The organism is Paenibacillus agaridevorans, from assembly GCF_003112455.1.
Classification (GTDB): domain Bacteria; phylum Bacillota; class Bacilli; order Paenibacillales; family Paenibacillaceae; genus Pristimantibacillus; species Pristimantibacillus agaridevorans.
On sequence record NZ_BDQX01000339.1, the window covers coordinates 101553 to 121463 of the forward strand.

The 19911-nt window shown below is 51.2% G+C and carries 14 protein-coding genes; 10 read left to right on the forward strand and 4 right to left on the reverse strand.

The genetic code is table 11. The features are described from left to right. Window positions 1-43: 43 nt before the first annotated feature. Window positions 44-4156 (forward strand): S-layer homology domain-containing protein, encoded by a 4113-nt coding sequence (locus PAT3040_RS26835; protein ID WP_108995100.1) that lies wholly within the window; start codon window positions 44-46, stop codon window positions 4154-4156. A gap of 337 nt (window positions 4157-4493) precedes the next feature. Here PAT3040_RS26835 and PAT3040_RS26840 read toward each other — a convergent pair whose 3' ends face one another. Both PAT3040_RS26840 and PAT3040_RS26845 read right to left on the reverse strand, forming a co-directional pair. Next, window positions 4494-5189, reverse strand: a complete 696-nt coding sequence (locus PAT3040_RS26840; RefSeq protein WP_258235174.1) for a response regulator transcription factor — start codon at window positions 5187-5189, stop codon at window positions 4494-4496. 10 nt (window positions 5190-5199) lie between these two features. Continuing rightward, window positions 5200-7329, reverse strand: a complete 2130-nt coding sequence (locus PAT3040_RS26845; protein ID WP_181376856.1) for a sensor histidine kinase — start codon at window positions 7327-7329, stop codon at window positions 5200-5202. Between the two features lie 412 nt (window positions 7330-7741). On the opposite strand from PAT3040_RS26845, the gene rsgA reads away from it, so the two are divergent. Both rsgA and PAT3040_RS26855 read left to right on the forward strand, forming a co-directional pair. Then, window positions 7742-8785, forward strand: coding sequence for a ribosome small subunit-dependent GTPase A (gene rsgA / locus PAT3040_RS26850; protein ID WP_108995103.1), 1044 nt, complete (start codon window positions 7742-7744; stop codon window positions 8783-8785). Then, window positions 8778-9779: a phosphotransferase enzyme family protein gene (locus PAT3040_RS26855; protein ID WP_108995104.1), complete on the forward strand. Its 1002-nt coding sequence runs from the start codon at window positions 8778-8780 to the stop codon at window positions 9777-9779. The genes rsgA and PAT3040_RS26855 overlap by 8 nt, the downstream gene beginning before the upstream one ends. 78 nt (window positions 9780-9857) lie before the next feature. On the opposite strand, the gene PAT3040_RS26860 is transcribed toward PAT3040_RS26855, so the two are convergent. Continuing rightward, a complete protein-coding gene (locus PAT3040_RS26860; RefSeq protein WP_108995105.1) occupies window positions 9858-10970 on the reverse strand; it encodes a metallophosphoesterase in 1113 nt (370 codons plus the stop codon). A 202-nt stretch (window positions 10971-11172) separates the two neighbouring features. Here PAT3040_RS26860 and PAT3040_RS26865 point away from each other — a divergent pair, with 202 nt between their 5' ends. Continuing rightward, complete coding sequence (locus PAT3040_RS26865) at window positions 11173-12420, forward strand: MFS transporter (protein WP_108995106.1); 1248 nt, start codon at window positions 11173-11175, stop codon at window positions 12418-12420. Window positions 12421-12926: 506 nt separating this feature from the next. Here PAT3040_RS26865 and PAT3040_RS26875 read toward each other — a convergent pair. Continuing rightward, entirely contained in the window at window positions 12927-13565 is a 639-nt protein-coding gene (locus PAT3040_RS26875; protein WP_181376857.1) for a GntR family transcriptional regulator, read from the reverse strand. Here PAT3040_RS26875 and PAT3040_RS26880 point away from each other — a divergent pair. From PAT3040_RS26880 to PAT3040_RS26905, 6 genes are all read left to right on the forward strand, one after another. Beyond that, a complete protein-coding gene (locus PAT3040_RS26880) occupies window positions 13564-14277 on the forward strand; it encodes a GntR family transcriptional regulator (protein WP_108995109.1) in 714 nt (237 codons plus the stop codon). The two genes, PAT3040_RS26875 and PAT3040_RS26880, sit on opposite strands and share 2 nt — an antisense overlap. An 81-nt stretch (window positions 14278-14358) precedes the next feature. Further along, window positions 14359-15507: a mandelate racemase/muconate lactonizing enzyme family protein gene (locus PAT3040_RS26885; RefSeq protein ID WP_181376858.1), complete on the forward strand. Its 1149-nt coding sequence runs from the start codon at window positions 14359-14361 to the stop codon at window positions 15505-15507. Between the two features lie 16 nt (window positions 15508-15523). Next, on the forward strand, window positions 15524-16519 hold the full coding sequence (locus PAT3040_RS26890) for a zinc-dependent alcohol dehydrogenase (RefSeq protein WP_258235176.1): 996 nt from the start codon (window positions 15524-15526) through the stop codon (window positions 16517-16519). Window positions 16520-16568: 49 nt separating this feature from the next. After that, the gene (locus PAT3040_RS26895; RefSeq protein ID WP_108995111.1) at window positions 16569-17411 is read left to right on the forward strand and encodes a fumarylacetoacetate hydrolase family protein; all 843 of its coding nucleotides are present in this window, start codon (window positions 16569-16571) and stop codon (window positions 17409-17411) included. Between the two features lie 16 nt (window positions 17412-17427). After that, window positions 17428-18195: an SDR family NAD(P)-dependent oxidoreductase gene (locus PAT3040_RS26900; RefSeq protein WP_087570365.1), complete on the forward strand. Its 768-nt coding sequence runs from the start codon at window positions 17428-17430 to the stop codon at window positions 18193-18195. A 162-nt stretch (window positions 18196-18357) separates the two neighbouring features. Next, window positions 18358-19743: a DUF2252 domain-containing protein gene (locus PAT3040_RS26905; protein ID WP_108995113.1), complete on the forward strand. Its 1386-nt coding sequence runs from the start codon at window positions 18358-18360 to the stop codon at window positions 19741-19743. Window positions 19744-19911 lie beyond the last annotated feature (168 nt).

A 19911-nucleotide genomic window follows, 5' to 3' on the forward strand; every position in this document is an offset into this window, starting at 1 on the left:
CTTGGAGATATACAGATATTGCGAGGAGAGAGAGGATCATAACATGAACATGTTAGCAAAGGAATGGCGCAAGAAAGTCATATTCTCGTTGGTCTTAACGCTTTTAGGAGTGGAATTGCTCGCGGCAATGGGGGGCAAGGCCTCCGTCCATGCGGCCGACGGAAGCGATTCAATCGTGATGGTAGAAGACTTCGAAGACGAGAATGTAATTGCCGACATCAAGTTCAATCCGAAACGGATGCACGAGGCTACGCTCCATCTGGAGTCTAATCCCAAGTATGTGCGGAATGGAGCGCACTCCGCTAGAATCGACTACGACATGATCGATATCGTGGACAATCCCTCCCAAATCGAGGTTGGCTATCAAAGCGGCCATCAACCGGTTTCGGGATACCCGACCAAAGTGGGCATGTGGGTGTACGGCCACAACGAAGGTCATCTTCTGACGACGAAATTCAGGGAGCTTGGAGGCAGCGGCTCTTCCTTTCAGGCCGAGTTTTACAATGCGGATAACGACGGAATCAACTGGACGGGCTGGAAATATATCGAGGCCGATATTCCGCAAGGGAAACAAGGCCCGATCATTCTCGAACTCTTTTTCCAACTGAAGCAATCCGATATGAGCAAAAAAAATAAAGGCTCCATTTGGGTTGACGATATTCGCTTTATCTATGGAGAAGTGAACGAGGATAACGATGTCCCCGTTCTTACGGCAATAACGCCGCTGGAGGATGAAGTTTTAACAGCCCCGCTGGCGGCCTTGCAAGTGGGGATTGCCGACTTGGATTCCGGTCTGGATATGACTTCGTTGTCCGTGCATTTGGACGGCAAGGATATTACGGCCGATGTGCAGTATTCGCCAGATACACATGTATTGTCTTACCCGGGCGAGTCGGTGGACGGAGGATATCATGTTCTGGATATCCAAGTTAAGGACAAGAACGGCAATCCGGCGGAGAAATCGTATGCCTTCACGATCGAAGCCGGAGAACGCCTCTCCATGACGGCGCCCGAAGAGGCGGTGAGCAATGAGATCTATGCCGTTAAGGTGGGCATGAATGACTACGCGAATGCGGATTCGGCTGGATTCGAATTGGCCTATGATCCGAACACCCTTCGATTCGAAGGGCTGGCGGAAGTCAACGGCGTTGCGGCCACTTCGACGGTCGATAACGACAAGGGGATCGTGCAAGTGAACCTGGACGGTATAACCCCGGCAACGGCCGACGAAATCGTGACGGTGAACTTCAAAGTGAACTCCGCGGCTGTGCTGGAGCGAGGCGAAGCTTACAAGTCCATCACGATGAGCAGCTCCGAGCTAGCGTCTGGCGGCACGCCGACAGGCAACCCGCTTGCAACGCCCATTCGCTACACGATCGCATTCCCGTATCACCTGGAGCTGACGGGAGTCGGAATCGATACGACGACTACTTTCACGGTTACGGATCGCAATAACCAGCCGTTCGAAGGCGCGGATATTTTCTTTACGGGTCTGTTGAAGCAAAGCTCCGTCATAACGATCACCGCCGCAACGACTAACGTATACAAGGACGATGATTCTTCCTCCGAACTACTGAGGGTTGCGACGGCAGGCCAACGGTATTACGCATCGGCTGAGCCTGACGACGGTTGGTTCGAGGTGATTTTGCCGGACGGTAAGACATCGGGTTACATTGCCGCAACCGACGTGAGCAGTCTATCGCTCAGCGGCAGTCTGGGCCGAACGAATGCCCAGGGGCAATTGACGACGGATCTCGCGACGTTGGCGCGTGGCAGCTATCAAGTGCAAGCGGTCAACGGCACGGAGAACAGCAAGGTTGTCAAATATGATGTCGTCGAACAATACGGCTCCAGCATGCCGGAATACCTTCAGACGTATGTCGCGGAAGACTTGTCGACGCAACTAAGCGCGGCATGGCAGACCAATTCGGCAACTCGGGATACGTTTATTCAATATATCGAAGCAAGCGAATGGGGAGAGGGCGAAGAGCCGGAAGTTTCCCTCGTCAAAGAACAACAATCCGAGAGCGAGCTTCAAGTACTCAGCTTGAAAGAGAAGGGCAGCAAGGGCGAAATTCGCTTCCACAATGTTCTGGTCGAGAATTTGAAGCCGAATACGACTTATAAATATCGGATCGGGTATGAGGATGCTTGGTCGACATGGCACTCGTATACCACAATGGATCAAGATAAAGCTACGCCGTTCTCCTTCTTGTACGTGACGGATTCTCACACGAAAGAAGATGATGGCCTAGAAATCTACCAAGAGCTTATGTCGAATGCCTTCACGCAATATCCTTCCACGCAATTCGTTATGCATGGAGGAGACATAGTGGATGCCGGCGGCGCTTTCGATGAGTGGAAACAGTTCTGGAGAGCTTCTTCGATCTATGCGACTACGTATCCATCCGCGCTTACGCTTGGGAACCACGACGTCAAGAGCGAGGGCAAGGACGTGTTTACCAAAGGCGCGAACTTCCCTGTGAACGGACCGGAATCGCAAATGCAATACGCCTATGCTTACGATATCGACGATACGCATTTTGTCGTGTTGAATTCGGAAGGCACGAAAGAGCAAATGATCGATCAAGCCGCTTGGCTGCAAGAAGACCTGGAGCAAAACGACAAGAAATGGACGATCGCGATGTTCCATCGCCCTGCTTACCATACAGAAGCGGGCCGCGACACGCTTGTGGAGTATACGCAGACCTATTTTGCGCCGATCCTGGAGAAAATGGGCGTAGACTTGGTGCTGGTCGGCCACGATCATGTGTATTCGCGCACTTACCCGATGCAAGAAGGAAAGCCGAATAAACAAACGAATGAGGGAACGGTCTACCTGGACGGCGGCGCCTCTGGCTGGAAATTCTATGATGGCTCAAAGTTTGATTACCTGGAAGAAATATTCGACGAAGATGTTCCCGTCTATTCCGCAATCCAAGTTACGCAGGACGAGATCCGAGTCGAGGCGCGCACGAGCGAAGGCGTTCTGATCGACGAGTTCTCTGTTATGAAGCCGAAGACCGAGGTGCCGTCTTTGCCTGGCACAGGCGGCGGGTTACCTACGGTGCCAACTCCGAATGCGGATAAGGTGCTGTCCGACAAGGAAGTTACGGAAGCCATTGAAGCCGGACGACTTGTGATTGATCTAAGCGGAGAAGGCGGCACGATTCAAATTCCAACCGGATTGGCTGCTCTATTTAAGCAATTAGGGGACGGAGAGGTCGTCATCACCGTGCCTAATCAGCCGAATATTGTTTTGAGCGGACAAGAGCTGAACAGACTGCTGCTGGATAATGGCAAAGCGAAGACGGTTGAAATCGTGGTTGAATATGCAACCCAAGCTGAACAACAAGCTTACGAGAATCAAATTCAAACGTCGAAAAAGACGGCAAAAGCCGCAAGCAAAGCCTTTACGGTTAAGGCAATGGCAGGCGACCAAGCGGCCAGCGTATCTTATACTCTCGGCATTAAACAGGACGATATGACTTCTTACACGAATTTGTACGAAATCGGCAGCGACGGCAAACTGACGTTGGTTCAAGCGAATGTTGTTTTGTCCGCGGATGATCCCGAGCTGCTGACTGGGCATTCTTACATTGCTATCGAGATTGTAACGAACTACGCGGACTTAAATCGCGATCATTGGTCGTACGATTACGTGCAACTGTTATCTGCGGCTGACCTGGTTAACGGCGTAGATTCCGAGAGGTTCGCTCCCACCGCAACGATTACCCGCGCGGAATTTACGGCGATCATCGCCAGAGCGCTGAAGCTTACAGCAAGCGGAGAGGGAACGTTTAATGACGTGGAAGCCGAGGCTTGGTACGCAGATGCAGTCAACGCTGCAGCCGAAGCGGGAATTATCAATGGTAAAAGCGCGCAGCAATTTAATCCGCATGGCAAGATTATTCGCCAGGAAATGGCGGTTATCATGAGTCGGGCTTATGCGTTCATGAACGGGAAAAGCGCGGAGAACGGTCAGACGGCAAGCTTTAGCGATATGGAGGATGCCGGGGCTTGGGCCATCGAGGCGATTGCACAGGTCGAGAAGTTAGGAATCATTCAAGGCAGCGGGAACGGCAAGTTTAATCCGCAAAACTCCTTGTCGCGCGCCGAAGCGGCTAAAGTGATCGCCAAGCTTCTCTATCTGTAACGGGATACAAGAAAAGGCCGGCAGTTCGCTCGAAGAGCGGCTGTTGGCCTTATTTTATAGTCGATGTACTCAGGGAAGGATGAATGTTTCATCCTGATTATCCCTTTAAACGACGTCTTTTCGAATTCCAGTATTTTACCCAATAATCCCCTTGTTCATCTTGAAAAAAATGAACACCTATCAAGCTAAGAGGTGTCCAGACTTTTTTGAAATGGTAGTATGGCATGCAACTCTCCTCCATTAAACGATTCCACGTATACGCTTAATAGTATAAAAGAGGGAGTTTAAAAACAGTTTAAAATGAGAGCCGCAATAAATACTGGCTAGTTCGATGGGATCATTTTTTGTGATCCATTATAAACTTGTAGCCAAAACCTCGGACAGTAACGATAAAACGCGGTTTGGACGGATCCGCTTCGATCTTTTTGCGCAAATGACGAATATACACCATCACCGTACCTAAATTGCTAAGACTATCCCATCCCCAAATCGCTTGATGCAATTCCTCTACATGAAAAACTTGATTGGGGTTTCTGAGAAAAAACTCGAGCATTTGTCTCTCTTTGGTAAACAACGGCACGGCTTCTCCGCCCACAAACAGCTCGGCAGTCTTGTAATCGTACCGCCAGTTCCCGAACTCCAGTTGTTCCGAGGGCTGACCCTTTACTCTGCGAAGCAAAGCTTTGACCTTCGCTACCAATACGTTCGGATGGAAAGGCTTGAGCACATAATCATCGCCTCCCCATTCGAGTCCGCGTACCATCACTTCCGCCTCTTGTTTGCTGCTAATGAAAACGATCGGCACATTGGAATGCTCGCGAAGCATGCGGCAAACCTCTATCCCGTTCATATCCGGAAGCATAATATCAAGCAAGATGAGATCAGGAGGATTTTCTTTTTTGCACTCGATAACTGCATGTAATCCTTGATCGGTTTTTATTACATCGTATCCGGCTTGCTCTAAATACAGTCGAATCAGCTCGCTAAGATCCGGATCATCTTCTACAATCATGATTTTCTCATTTATTGACAAGCATGAACCCTCACCTTCTCATTCTATAGGCTGACGCTAATGCAACAGGAATGGCGAAGTAGAACCGGCTACCTTCGCTCATTGCGCTCTGTACGCCTACATAGCCGCCATGTGACGCTACAATACCTTTAACAATCGCGAGCCCCAGCCCGCTTCCTTGGCGGTCTCCCTTGCGAACCTGATAGAATCGTTCGAATAGATGGGGGAGATCCCTCTCCGAAATACCCGCACCGGTATCCTGAACAGTAACCTGCATATAAGGAGTTTCAGGCTTTTCCATTACAATGGTCGTATGTATCGTAATGGTTCCGCCGCCAGGCGTGAATTTTTTGGCATTAAACAATAAATTGCAAAATACTTGCTCGATCCGGCTAGGATCTACCTCTGCGCAATATTCGTCCGGGGGTACGCCTTCCAGATATTGAAATGCAATATCGCTTTCTTCTATATCCCAACGATAACGATCAACAAGCTCTTTGATGTACAAACTGGGATCGATTTGTTTCTTTTCCAGTTCGATCTGACCGGATTCGAGCCGCTCGAGCGCGATCAAATCTTGAAAGATCCGTTGCAGATACAAGGTTTTTTCATAAACCGTATGCAAATATTCCGTCTTCCCCTGAGGGACGACGCCATCAATCATGCCGCGGATGTAACCTTGAATCGAATTTACCGGATGGCCAAGCTCGTGCGAAATATCGGAAAACAACCGTCGGCGTTCTTCGTGTATGTTGGAAAGCTGCTCATAGGCATGCTTCAGTTCGCGATGGCTGTGCTCCAGCTTATGTGTACGATCTTCTACCTGCTTATCCAGGCTTTGGTTCAGCTGAACCAGCTTGGCTGACGTCTCTTCCGCCAGATTGTACGCCCTCGCAAAGCGATTGGTAACATTAAGAGACTGTAAAATCAAGAAGGCCAGCATGCCGATGGCAGTCATATCTATCGAAACGATAATAAAGTTATAGTATAAAACATTATTTAGTACACAAATAAAAAACACACTCATTCCGATCAGATTGAACAAGGCCCCATCCTCTCTCTGCAAGGAGGCGCGAATGACAATGGCAAGGACGTAGGAGGAGATCAGTACAAGATAAGTCATCAAAACATTCATGGTTGTCGTAAAAACGGACGCCGGGCATAAAAGCACAAATAAATGATAAAAGCTTCCGGACCAAATAAAGATAGCAGCCAACCGAGGAAGTACGACGCTTCGAGCATTCATCTGCAAAAAGTAGAGGAGCGTGAATTGACTTGCCGCAACTACGGACATATACTCCAGCTTTGTGTTCCATTCCCATGAAAATTCCGGGATGAAATAGATAAGTGTCATTTGACTGGATGAAAGGGTTCGGACAGCTACAGCAAGGCATAACATAGCAAAAAAGAAAGGGCTTTTTTCTTTTCTGTTCCAGAAGAACAAAGCGATATGGAAGATCGCCATTACAATCAAGATGCCTGCCTGTGCATTATCAATAATTAATCTTGTTTGATGATACCGCGCGATTTGATCTGCGGTGCCGAGCAAGGGAGTCGTCCAAAGCCCGCCCTTGCGCTGGACGAAGTTCGAAATATGAATCGTAATATCCAGCCAATCCCGATTAACGGCAAAGGAAGCGGTTCGAGGCACGTTGCTGGCTACCATTTCTTCCTTATTTGCTCCTACTTGACCCACCTTCAATACCTGTTGGCCGTCTATCCACAAAGTATAAGCCGTCGCTACATCAGGCATATAAATCGCCAGGGGGCGGACCTGATCGGAAGTCCTCCACTCCTCAGGCAGCAACACGCGCAATCGATAGGTAGCAAGGCCGTAATCCGATCTAGGTTCGGGAAGATTTCCCCATGAGCTTGGAACCTTGACTGTTCCAAAGGAGTGCTCCGTTACTTGGAGGTTCGGATCTCCCATCGTTTCCCACTCCACCAACCAGTCCCCTTGCAATTGGATCGTTCCGTCTCTTGCGAAATCCCAGTCATTTAGCGAGAGCATTCCGTTAACGGCCTTGAGGGAGGGAGACGAGGCGGGATCAAGCAATTCTCCGGACGAAGGAACATTAGGCTGCTCCATCGCGGATGTTACCCAAGGCACTGTCAGTGTAACGACCAGTAAACAAAGGACAGACGCCCATAACTTTTGCATACTTGTCATCCTTCAAATAAAAGTAATAGGTATTGATGCTAAAATTCGACAATTTAATCAATTTATCCTCCTAAATGGTTATACTCGTTTTTGACCTGTGATTTAAGCGATCCGTATGCTATATTAACTTCACAAAGACTGAAAGGAGTGAGGACAATGGCTGAAATGATCAAGCAAGCTTTGGCTCAAGAAGGCGATCCTCACCGTTCACTGTTCTAATCTGTTTGAACGAATGAGCGCATGAGTGAATCGCCTCGGAACCGAAGTGCAGGATTCCGGGGCTTTCCTATGTCTATTTTACGAATAACCTGACATTGTAAAGCCGCCGATAGAGTTTCATTTGTCGCGGCTTTTTTGCGCTGCAATCGTGATGCAAGGGTTGGAAAAGTAATAAAAATTGGAGGAATGTACATTGAATTTAGTTGAACTAGGCTGGGGTCCCATGTTCCAGCAGCATTACGAACCGTACCGGGAACGCGGTTATTCGGTAGGGCGTGTGATCAGAGAACATCGGCAACTGTATGATGTGGCCTCAAGCAACGGCGAGAAGCTGGCCGAACTGGCCGGCAAGCTGCGATATCATGCGATGGAGAGGGCCGATCTTCCTGCGGTAGGCGATTGGGTGGTCATGAAGGAAGAGTCGGATCGTGCGATTATTTACGCTGTTCTTCCCAGAAAAAGCAAGATGTCCCGCAATGTCGCCGGAGCCGTGACGGAGGAACAGATCGTGGCTGCCAATATCGATCAGATACTGATCGTCATGGCGCTTAATCAGGACTTTAATCTTCGCCGAATGGAACGTTACTTGCTTCTTGTCTGGGAAAGCGGGGCGAGTCCGGTCATCGTGCTGAGCAAGTCGGACCTGAGCCATGATGCTGAGAAGCAAGCCGCTCAAGTGCAGGCTATTGCGCCGGGCGTACCCGTCCACACCATTAGCGCTTTAAATACCGAAGGCATGCATGAGCTTCAGACTTATCTTGTGTTAGGGAATACGCTGGCCGTGATCGGCTCGTCCGGCGTTGGCAAGTCAACGCTCATCAATGCCCTGGCCGACAAGGAACTGCAGCGGGTAAACGACATCCGGTACGGGGACGGACGAGGCAAACACACGACCACGCATCGCGAATTGATCGTGCTGACTCAAGGCGGAATCATTATCGATACGCCGGGTATGCGCGAGCTGCAGTTAAACGGATCAGACGATGGGGCTGGCGCCGCATTCGAAGATATAATGGTTTTAAGCGAATCGTGCAGATACCGGGACTGCAAGCATGAACGAGAGCCTGGCTGCGCGATTCGGAGCGCAATCGCGAGCGGCGAGCTCGATGCCAAACGATATCAGAACTATTTTAAATTGGAGAAAGAGATGGCTTACGCCAAACGACGCGAGCAAGCGAAAGACAGAATGTTGAACAAAATGGATCGAAAAACGGAAAGGAGACGGGAAGTTGAATAGTTGGCAAAAACAATTTACTTTGGAGCATCTTGCGGCCGCGGCGGCTTGTTATGGCATTGCCGAACACGATATCTCCAAATTCGGCGGGTTCGAGAATCTCGTTTACGCCATGAAGGACAATGGTCGAGACACCATTCTGCGAGTGACGCACGACTCGCATCGTACAGAGAGGCAATTGCAGGCGGAACTGAATTTCGTCGCCTATCTTGCAGAGCATAACGTGAACGTATGCAAACCTCTTCCTTCGCCTGGAGGTCGGCTTCTGGAGCGTATTCCTTACGAGGGCGGCACATTCCTGCTGACTGCGTTTGAGAAAGCGCCCGGCGGCCATATCCATGGAGGCCAATCGGAATGGAACGATTCCTTGTTCCAAGAGTGGGGGCGTATTACCGGGCTCATGCATGAGTGCGCTGTCAACTATTCTGTCCCTGCCGGCGAACCGGATCGGATTACGGAGGATGAGCTGCCTTACCAGCCTACCGACGCCTCCCCGGCAGAGGAGCAGTTGCTGTACCAAGCTTTCAAGAAGCGCGAGGAACAAATTCTGCGTCTGCCCCGGGAGAAGAACAGCTACGGCTTATGCCATCGCGATCTCCATCATGGCAATTTTTATGTGCATAACGGGGTCATATTCGCGTTTGATTTTGACGATTGCGGTTACGATTATTTTATTCAGGATGTTGCTATGGCCGTCTACTATGCATCGACCTTCTCGCAATGGAGCAAACCAGCGGCAAGCAGGGAAGAGACGACCGAAAGGGCTAACCGGTTTCTTGTCGGCTTTATGGAGGGATACAATCAGATTCGCCACATCGATTCATACTGGATGAAGCAGCTGCCTTTGTTTATCGAGAAGAGACGTATCGATTTATGCGCGATTTTATGGGAGGAATGGGGAAGCGGGACGCAAGAGCAACGTCATTGGCTGCGCTGGAATATAGAGGGCATTGCGGACGAGCAGCCTTGTATGGACTTGGAGCCCGGATGGTTTTGATTTGTTAAACGGAGGCGAGAAAACCTCTATCGAGGCTATTAAAGGGTCAACCCGGCTAACCGTGTTGACCCTTCTGCTTTAACTGCCCGAATTGGCGAAATGGACACGAATGGAGACGATTTCCGCCTGCGATCCGATCCGGATCGGGGGGCCCCAGAAGCCAAAACCGGAAGAGACGATGGAATGCAGCTGCCCTTTCTGCAGAAGGCCCCAATCATTTTCGAACAACATGCCGGTAATCAGATTGCCAGGTGCGACTTGTCCATAATGTGTATGTCCGGAGACCACGAGATCGATGTCCTGCTCCTCCGCGATGTCGAATTCAACCGGTTGATGCTCCAGCATAAAAATGGGTCCAGAGCGATCAATGCCGTCTGTTAATGAGGCCAGCCCGGCTCTTTCCTTATCGCTGTAATCCTTCCGCCCGACCAGCGTCAGCCAGCTATCCACTTGGATCGTCTCGTCGTACAGCACATCGATGCCGCTTTCCTCCAGAAGTCCGATTAACTCCTCGGTCTCTCCCTTGAACCGATCATGGTTGCCAAGCGAGGCGAACACGCCGAGAGGCGCTTCGATCTCCGATAACACGTCGCCGATCCCTTTGTCTTTGTAAGGAATAATATCGTCATCCACAATATCGCCGGGCAGCAAGACGATGTCGGGATGAAGCGCGTTAATTTCCTTTACCATTCGTTCTGCATGGTTTCTGCCGGATAGATAGCTAAAATGCATATCGGAGGCCATTACGATTTGAAGCTCGCCATTCGCCGGGCCTTGCTTGTCGATATGGATGTCATAGAAACGCACGGTCGGGCTAAACGCATTGTAGCTTCCATAACCCAGCAAGCCGACGAGCAGGATTAAAGTAACGATACCCGACCACTTCTGGACGGAGCGGCGAGGCAATCTCGTCAGCTTGGTCAGCCAGACGATTAGATGTACGAGAGGGAGCAGCATAACCAATAAACTAAAGATGGCTAGCCAATAGCTGCCGATTACGCTTAGTATGGTGGAGCCCTCGACGATTCTGGAGAGAAAGAGAGAGCTTGCCATGAAAACGATCGCGATGATATAGAATAGCCGGAACCTGCGAGAGACCGCCGGCTTCATCCACTTCCAGCCGCTCCAACCTATGTAGAATACGATCAGTGCGTACAAGACGATAAATACGAGACCAATGACGATAAACATTTTGTCCTCCTTAACCTATTACTATTCTAACCCCAATTCCAAGCAATACGTAGCAGCACCTCCATGGGTGTCATGATGCAAACGGAAGTGGACAGATTGACGGGAAATTGGAATTAGTTGCATGTAATTTGGTAATGACTTACTATAAGAAACGGAGAAATTCTTGATGATACATTCGGGTATCTCCAGAAAGGGGCACAAGATGACGCATGAGGAAGAAAAAAAGAACTGGAAAAGAAACATCATTCTTTTCTTAAGCAGTCAAACGATATCGTTATTTGGTTCCGCCTTGGTTCAATACGCGATTATGTGGCATGTCACGCTGACCACCAAATCAGGACTTATGATGACGCTCTTTATTATTTGCGGGTTCATTCCTACTTTTCTGTTGTCGCCGTTCGCAGGCGTATGGGCGGATCGTTTCAACCGCAAATATCTCATTATAATTGCGGATGCGATGATTGCGGCGGTTACGCTTATTCTCGCCATCACTTTTCTAATGGGATATAATGCGACATGGCTGCTGTTTGTCATCGCTGCCGTCCGCGCGCTGGGAGCGGGTATCCAAACGCCGGCAGTAGGCGCCATATTGCCTCAGATTGTACCAGAGGACAAGCTGACCCGAGTTAACGGCATTAACGGGACGCTTCAGGCGCTTATGATGTTCGTTGCGCCCATTGTCAGCGCGTCATTGCTCACCTTTGCAACCATTGAGTTGATTCTTTTTATCGATGTCGTAACCGCAATCCTTGCGATCCTCACTTTACTTCTCTTTCTCAAGATTCCCCTGCACAAGAAGGCGACCGATAAACAATCGACTAGTTATATGGATGACTTTAAGTTGGGGTTAACCTACATTAAGAATCATAGCTTTCTTAAGCCTTTCTTTATCTTCTTCGCTTTTTTCTTCGTCTTGATGGCACCGGCTGCATTTTTGACGCCACTGCAAGTTGCGCGAAGCTTCGGGGAAGAATATTGGCGGTTAACGGCTATTGAAATTGCTTTCTCCGTCGGCATGATGGCTGGTGGAGCGATTATCGCATCATGGGGCGGTTTCCGCAACAAGGTGTACACGATGGCCTTCGCCAACCTGGTCATGGGAGTGTGTACGTTATTGCTTGGAATTATGCCTGTCTTTTGGATTTACTTAATCATCATGGGGCTGTTCGGAGTAGCAATGCCTATGGCGAATACGCCGACGACGGTGCTGCTGCAGGAGAAGGTGGATCCGGACTATATGGGCCGCATCTTTGGCGTGTTCGGCATGATCTCGACTTCGATGATGCCAATCGGCATGATGATCTTCGGCCCGCTGGCGGATGTGATCGAAATAGAATGGCTGCTTGCGGGAACGGGATTGTTAATCGTGGTTCTGACCATATTCTTCGTAGGCAACAAACGATTGATTGAGGCTGGCAAGCCGGCAGTCAAGGAAGCAACGCAAGGGTAGCGGCATAGTATCTCGGATTTATTAACGGCAAAACATCGACATACAGCACGAATAAAGGACGGTACCCTCGCATCATAGATGCCTGGGTATCGTCCTTTTCATGTGAGCCAAAGCTATGATTCTTTGCGAGCGGAGTTGATTTCGCTCTCGACTTGATGCCATTCTTTAACAATGGTTTGGTATAAGTTCTTTTCCTGGGCGCTTAATCCTTGCGAGTTGTTCTTCTTGATCAAATCATCCATCCGGTGTTTCAATATCGTGCTACGACGTCCCAACAAGTCTACATAACTCAGCGAAATCACCCTTTCATCGTGTTTTCAATCGGTTTATTTAAGTATATCGGATGAAAACCGGTATGAAAACTTTCATGTCGGAGCATTTTTCCCCATATAAAGCGCTCAGAAGGTAAAAGATTTGCATAGCTTGATGCAGCCGAAAACATCCTGCGATATGCTCGTAATTTCGTGTCGAAATGACCAGTGAAAAAGGTAGAACCGATTTTGGCGCTACGACCATGTACGTTTCAACGTTTGCAGATACGCGAATAAAGCTTCGCGGAACGCTTCCATCCCCAAAGCGAAAGAATGGACGAAGCGAGTCAACTGTTCCGATGTCGTTCCGTTATGGGGAGCCGTCCATCTGCGATCATTAAGATGCCATAACAACCGGGATGACGCGGTTTGGTAGGACTTGTCCATCTCCTTGTTGTGGCACATCGCAATCAAGTCCCGAAGCAGCCCGTATTCGAAATCGATAAACGTTTGCCGGTTCCTGGCATCACCATCATTTTCCTTTAAGAGCACGGCAAGGCGTTCCGATTGGCTGCGGGAAAACAGGAGAAGCTCTTCTTGCCGCGTATGCCAGGAAAGGATGCCGGCAAACAAGATCATGGACGCAATCATCTCTAGAAGGTCGCCGACCCGCTCGGAGGAAGAATCCAGAATGAGAATGCCGTGCTTGGAGGCTATGCGAACATAACCCTCCAGCTCCAACTGTTGGAGCGCAGCACGAATCGGGGTGCGGCTCATATCGAGCCTTTTGCCGAGCTCGATCTCCGAAGTCACGGAACCTCTTGGCAATTCTCCGTTCACGATCCAGGAGTGAATATTGTCGTATGCCAGCTGGCGCAGGGTGGGCTTGCCCATGTTCATCTTCCTTTCGACCTGGAGTATCAAGTATGATCATCATATAATAGGCAATTGCGGAAAGGAAGATCGGAGCGATATGACGACAGGAACGACGTTAAGAGATAAAGCTTTCGGGCTTATCAAGCATGGCATTGTCAGCGGAGAGTGGGAGGGAGGCACGTTTATTTCGGAGAAGCAGCTATGCGAAAGGCTTCAGATGAGCAAAACGCCGATCCGCTCGGCTCTTGATCGATTGGAAATGATCGGACTGGTCAAGCTTGTGGCCAACCAAGGGTTTGTCGTACAGGAAATGTCGCTAAAAAAAATTTTGGACGTCTATCAGCTGCGCCTGGCGCTCGAAACGTTTGCAGCGAGTCAATTGACGGCCAAGATGGACAGCCCTTATTTTGAGCGATTGGACGAAAATCTGGCGAAGCAGGCCGAGGCGGTAGAAACACGGGATATCGTCGAATACGTGGAGCTCGACCGGCAATTTCACGAGTTAATCGTGTCGGGGCTGGACAACGAGGAATATTCGGAGGCGATGTCCCGTCTGCAGGATAAATTTCTGCGAGCCGTCCGGACAACCTTTTACCGCGACCGGAACCGAATGGATGGCAGTCTGGAGGAGCATAAACAAATTCGGAAAGCGTTGGAGGGCAACGACCCGGCGCTAACCGTTCGACTGATCAGGCAGCATATTCATTTTGTCGAAAAAGTGATGCTCTGATGTATACAAGTGAGACATCTTGTAGATCCCATATCGCCATGCTAAGTTAATCTCAACGCTTACATGTGGGAGGATATTGGCATGAGAATAACGGATATACGCACTTATATTGTCGGCAACCCGTGGAAGAACTGGCTGTTCGTTCAAGTGGATACGGACGAGGGAATAACGGGACTTGGCGAAGGAACGTTGAACGGCTTCGCCAAAACGGTCGAAGCGGCCATTCACGAGCTGAAACATCTCGTTATAGGGATGGACCCGTTCGATGTGGAGACCATCTCGCTCAAGATGATTCGGGATGTTTATTCGGACGGAGGTCAGGTGCAAGGGTCGGCGCTTGCCGCGATCGAGACGGCATGTTGGGATATTATGGGCAAGGCGCTTGGCGTACCGATGTATAAGCTGCTAGGCGGAAAAGCACATGACAAGCTGCGTTGTTACGCCAACGGCTGGTACCGCGGAGGAGCAGACGAGGAGAGCTTCTTTAACCAGGCCAAGGAGGTTGTCGACAAAGGGTATACGGCGCTGAAGTTCGATCCGTTCGGGGCAGCCTGGAGAACGGTGGATCGAAGCGATTTCGCGGGCGCGATCCGCAATATCGCCGCCGTTCGCGATGCAGTCGGACCGGACGTCGATATTCTGATCGAGGGGCATAATCGGTTCAGCGTGCACACGGCGCTGCAATTCGCGGACGCAATGGCGCCTTACGAGCCGACCTGGTTCGAGGCTCCCGTTCCTCCTTATCGAATATCCTCCATGGTGGAAGTGGCGCGGAGAAGCCCGGTTCCCATCGCATGCGGAGAAGATTATTACAACCGCGAACAGTTTGCGGAGCTGCTCAAACATGACGCGGTTCATATAATTCAGCTGGAGCCGCAGTTCCTAGGCCTTAGCGCATCCAAACAAATTTGCGGCATGGTACATGCGCATAACGGGGTTACCGCTCCGCACAGCGCTCAAGGCCCCGTGTGCTCCATCGTGTGCGCGCACTTGAACATGGCTACGCCGAATTTTTTCCTTCATGAAATATTCGACGACTTTAATCATTCGTGGGCGCAAGACATTTTCTCCCCTCCGTTCAAGGTCGAAAACGGATACTTGCAGCCGCCGGAACGTCCCGGCCTTGGCGTAGAGCTTCAATTGGAGGAAGCGGCCAAATATCCGTATCATCCCGGCCATTGGCTGCCGTTGTTCAAGCAGAATTGGGAGAAGCGGGAACCCGTCGAATAGGAGGAGGCTGACGAATATGAAGATGCAAGCCCTTGTCTATGAAGGACCCAAACAAATGAACGTACGGTCGGTAGCCGTTCCTGAACCAGGACCGGACGAGGTGCTGATCCGCGTGGAGCGGGTCGGCATCTGCGGCTCCGAGCTTAGCGGATATCTCGGCCACAACTCCTTGCGCAAGCCGCCGCTTATAATGGGACACGAATTCGCGGGCATCGTGGCGAAGACGGGCGAACGCGCAAATGGCTTTACATCCGGTGAGCGGGTTACGGCCAATCCGCTCGTGACTTGCGGAAGCTGCCGTTATTGCCGGAACGGGGAGTCCCAGTTATGCGGCGCCAGACAGCTGCTGGGCGCCCATCGGCCAGGCGCGTTTGCCGAGTACATTGCCGTGCCGGCCGAAAATGTCTATCGGCTGCCGGACAATGTAACGATGGAGGAAGGAGCATTAACGGAACCGGTTGCTTGCGCCGTACACGTGTGCCGGCTCCTGCGGCTGACGCCGGCAGATCGGTTATTGATTTACGGGGCCGGTCCGATCGGGTTGCTCGCGCTTCAAGCCGCGCAAGCGTATGGAGTGAGGAATCCGGGCATCCTCGACTTGAACGAGGCGAGACTCGAAATTGCGCGCGAGCTGGGTGGCATGGCGGCGACCCGGCTTGAGGAAATAGGTGAGACGGCAAGCTTCGATGCCGTTATTGACGCGGTCGGCGCGAGTTTTACCAGGCAGCAAAGCGTCTCGGCAGCGCGTTCCGGCGGGAGAGTCGTGTTTACGGGGCTTCACGAAGCGGAGAGCGCGCTGCCCGTTAACGATATGATCCGCGGCGAGATTGAAGCGAAAGGCGCATTCGCTTATTCGCGGGAGGACTTCGAGACTGCGCTGCAATGGATTTCCGAGGGCCGAGTGAATTTGACGGCATGGACCGAGACGGCGCCTCTCCAAGAGGGAGGGACCTGCTTTGAGAAGTTGATCGCGGGTCCGGGCAAAACCGCTAAAATATTTTTGCATATTTAAAGTGCAAGTTCAAAATGAACCACCTCTTAAAGCAGAAGGAGCGAATATAATGAAATTGTTGCAATTCTATAAGCTTCAGGATGAAGAACGCCGCTTGAGAGTCGGACTGCTGAAGGATGGTTCCGAAATCGCGGTATTGCGCGAAGGTTTGACGGCTATGGATATCATTAAAGATTCTGGCAATCCGTCCTTGCTGGCAGAGGTCGAACATTGCAAGTTGGACGAAGTGAAGCTCCTTCCGCCGGTAACGAATCCCGAGAAAATTATTTGCATCGGGTTGAACTACCACGATCACGTTGTAGAATCGAACATGCAGGTGCCCAAGGTGCCTGTGTTATTTCCGAAATACAACAATTGCCTTGCCGGTCATGACGATAAGGTGGTCATTCCCGAAGAAGTGTCGCAATGCGACTATGAGGTCGAGCTTGCGGTTGTTATCGGACGGACAGCCAGCAAAGTATCGCTGGAGTCCGCGATGGAATACGTATACGGTTATACGATCGTAAACGACGTCAGCGCAAGGGACATTCAGTTAAACGAACCGCAATGGACGCGCGGCAAGACGATTGACGGTTTTGCGCCGACTGGCCCCTGGATCGTAACCGGGGACGAAATAGGAAATCCTGGGCAGCTCGGCATTTCCCTTAAGCTAAACGGCGAGACGATGCAGCATTCGAATACGAAGGAACTGATATTCGACGTCCCTTACTTGATTTCGTTCCTATCGCGGACAATCACGCTGCAGCCTGGGGATATCATCAGCACGGGGACGCCGCCTGGCGTGGGTATGGGTAAAAATCCGCAAGTGTGGCTAAAGGCCGGCGATGTCGTGGAAGCGACGGTCGAAGGAATTGGCACGCTGCGGAACACATTTGCTGCCGATCATGGTTAGGACAAGAGGTGCACATATGACATGGGAAAATAAAGTCGTAATCGTGACGGGAGGCGGAGGCGGCATCGGGCGGGCGATCGCGCTGAGATTCGGGCGCGAGGGCGCTCATGTTGTCCTCGTCGGACGCACGCTTGGCAAAGTACAGGACGTTGCGGCGGAGATTGGGGATGGCGGCGGAAGCGCCGAGGCGATGGCGGCCGACGTGTCGTCGGAAAGCGACGTTGCCCGGGTCATCGCGGACACGCTTCGCATATTCGGCAGAATCGACGTGATGATCAATAACGCAGCGGTATGTCCTCAAGTCAGGCTAACGGATATGAGCCTCGACGAGTGGAATGGCGTCATCACGAATAACCTGACATCCGTTTTCCTTTTTTGCAGAGGCGTCATACCGGCTATGCTGGCGCAAGGGGGAGGCGCGATCGTCAACGTCAGTTCCGTGCATGCGCTTGCCACGCTTGACGGTTATTCCGCATATGCCGCGTCCAAGGCCGGGATCGCGGGGATGACCAGGGCCATCGCGCTGGATTACGCCAAACAAAATATTCGCGCCAACACGGTGCTGCCGGGTGCGGTTCAGACGCCGATGCTGGAAAGCAGCGTAAAAAATCTGGACACCCCCAGAGAAGATATCATGCGCCAGTGGAATGAATCTCAGCCGATCGGTCGGGTAGGTCAGCCCGAAGAAATCGCCTCGGTCGTCATGTTCGCGGCAAGCCCCGACAATTCCTTTATGACGGGGGCTACATTGGTAGCTGACGGCGGGATGATCGCGCAGTTATAGAAAAGTGGATAAAGATGCTTCTTCGATATACGAACCTGTTGCTGCGGGGATGTATTCGGGGGGCATCTTTTTTAGTGATCAATTATGACAGGCTGTCTTCGGGACGTGCTATAATATGGGAATCATAAACATGATTATTATCGCAATCGCGGAGGTGGACTTATGAAGCTGGAAGAGAATATCACGGAAGTGGTCAAGCATACAAAGCGCAAGTTGAGAGGGTTGACGTTGTCGCGGGTGCTGGAGGAATTCGACGGCGAAATTATGGGACTGAGCGACGAGAAGCGAATGTTGAAGTATAACAAAATGAGGGGCAGCGCGTATCTGTTTTTCCGCGGCAGCGCTTACTTGTTCTACTTCGACGTAGGCAGCGAATGGCTGCCCTATCATACCGACCCGGAACGCCCCACGTGGATACAGGGCGATCTGCATTTCGAGAACTTTGGAGCCTTCCGCAGCGGGAAGGGACGCATCGTATTCGACGTTAACGATTTCGACGAGGGATGCACGGGCTCCTATTTGTACGATATTCTCCGTATGTCCGTCAGCCTGTACCTGGTTATGGCCGACAATGATCTGTCCGAACAAGAACAGACGGATACGGTGAGAGCCTACTTGACGGCTTATGCGGATCAGATAAGAAGGTACGCCGACCGCAAGGATGATCCCGGGGATCTTGTTTTCGATGAAGCGACGACCAAAGGCCCCGTCCGCAAGCTGCTCAGGAAGACGGAGCAGTTGGCCAGCAGCAATTTTATCGAGAAAATAACGCTGGTGGAAGCAGGCCGGCGCATGTTCCGGTGGTCGGAGGAGATCGAAAAGCCGACGGATGAGGAGCGGGAACTTATCGTAGGCGGCTGGAACGAATATATGAACGAACTTTCTGCCAAGCTTGGGCTTCCGGCATCGTTTTACCATATTAAGGACATCGCGGTCAAACACGGCTCGGGTACGGCGTCGACCGGGCTCGATCGGTATTATGTGCTGATGGAGGGCGGAGAAGAGAACGAGGGACTCGATGACATCATTATCGAGATCAAGGAAGTGCGCGCGCCGGTGCCGGTCTATTTTATGCCGTACGACGAATCGTTCTGGGATGAATTCGCCCATCAGGGCAAACGGGTCGCGACGACGCAACGGGCGATGCATCACGAGGCGGATCCGTTCCTGGGCCACTTGACGTTGAACGGCCGTCACTTCTACGCCAGGGAGAGGTCGCCGTACAAGAAGAAGTTGAAGCCGCTCAAGCTGAGGGAACACAAGGATTGGGTCAAGACGGCGGAGACCATGGGCCAAATTACGGCCAAAATGCATGCTCGGGCCGATGCGGACGTGGAGAGCGGCATTTTGAGCTATCATAGCGAGGAAGAGATCGCCCGGGCCATCGGCAAGGATACCGATTCATTCTGCGATGATGTGACTCGGAGAGCTTTGGCCTATTCGCGGCAGGTTGTGGAGGACTACGAGTTGTTTAAGGCATGGAGCGAATCCTGGGAAGCGAATCGCCGCCGTTCGGCAGCGCGGAGGAGACGCAGGATGAGCCAATAATAGGGCGATTATAAGGTCATGACAGCTTGCCGGAGGGCAGGTTATTATGGCCTTTGGCCTTTGTACTGCCGAATCTAATCGAGGTCATCACCAAGTTCCGACATCAGCATTTTGCGACGGATGGTCGTAACCGTCACGGTACAACAATTGAGCGAAAATACACAATTA

What these genes read in the sequence shown, in the direction of transcription:
- PAT3040_RS26890 (WP_258235176.1), top strand. Translation starts at nt 15,524, where the DNA reads ATGAAGATGCAAGCCCTTGTCTATGAAGGACCCAAACAAATGAACGTA.
- PAT3040_RS26895 (WP_108995111.1), top strand. Translation starts at nt 16,569, where the DNA reads ATGAAATTGTTGCAATTCTATAAGCTTCAGGATGAAGAACGCCGCTTG.
- PAT3040_RS26875 (WP_181376857.1), bottom strand. Translation starts at nt 13,565, where the DNA reads ATGGGCAAGCCCACCCTGCGCCAGCTGGCATACGACAATATTCACTCC.
- PAT3040_RS26905 (WP_108995113.1), top strand. Translation starts at nt 18,358, where the DNA reads ATGAAGCTGGAAGAGAATATCACGGAAGTGGTCAAGCATACAAAGCGC.
- PAT3040_RS26880 (WP_108995109.1), top strand. Translation starts at nt 13,564, where the DNA reads ATGTTCATCTTCCTTTCGACCTGGAGTATCAAGTATGATCATCATATA.
- PAT3040_RS26860 (WP_108995105.1), bottom strand. Translation starts at nt 10,970, where the DNA reads ATGTTTATCGTCATTGGTCTCGTATTTATCGTCTTGTACGCACTGATC.
- PAT3040_RS26865 (WP_108995106.1), top strand. Translation starts at nt 11,173, where the DNA reads ATGACGCATGAGGAAGAAAAAAAGAACTGGAAAAGAAACATCATTCTT.
- PAT3040_RS26845 (WP_181376856.1), bottom strand. Translation starts at nt 7,329, where the DNA reads ATGCAAAAGTTATGGGCGTCTGTCCTTTGTTTACTGGTCGTTACACTG.
- PAT3040_RS26900 (WP_087570365.1), top strand. Translation starts at nt 17,428, where the DNA reads ATGACATGGGAAAATAAAGTCGTAATCGTGACGGGAGGCGGAGGCGGC.
- PAT3040_RS26835 (WP_108995100.1), top strand. Translation starts at nt 44, where the DNA reads ATGAACATGTTAGCAAAGGAATGGCGCAAGAAAGTCATATTCTCGTTG.
- PAT3040_RS26885 (WP_181376858.1), top strand. Translation starts at nt 14,359, where the DNA reads ATGAGAATAACGGATATACGCACTTATATTGTCGGCAACCCGTGGAAG.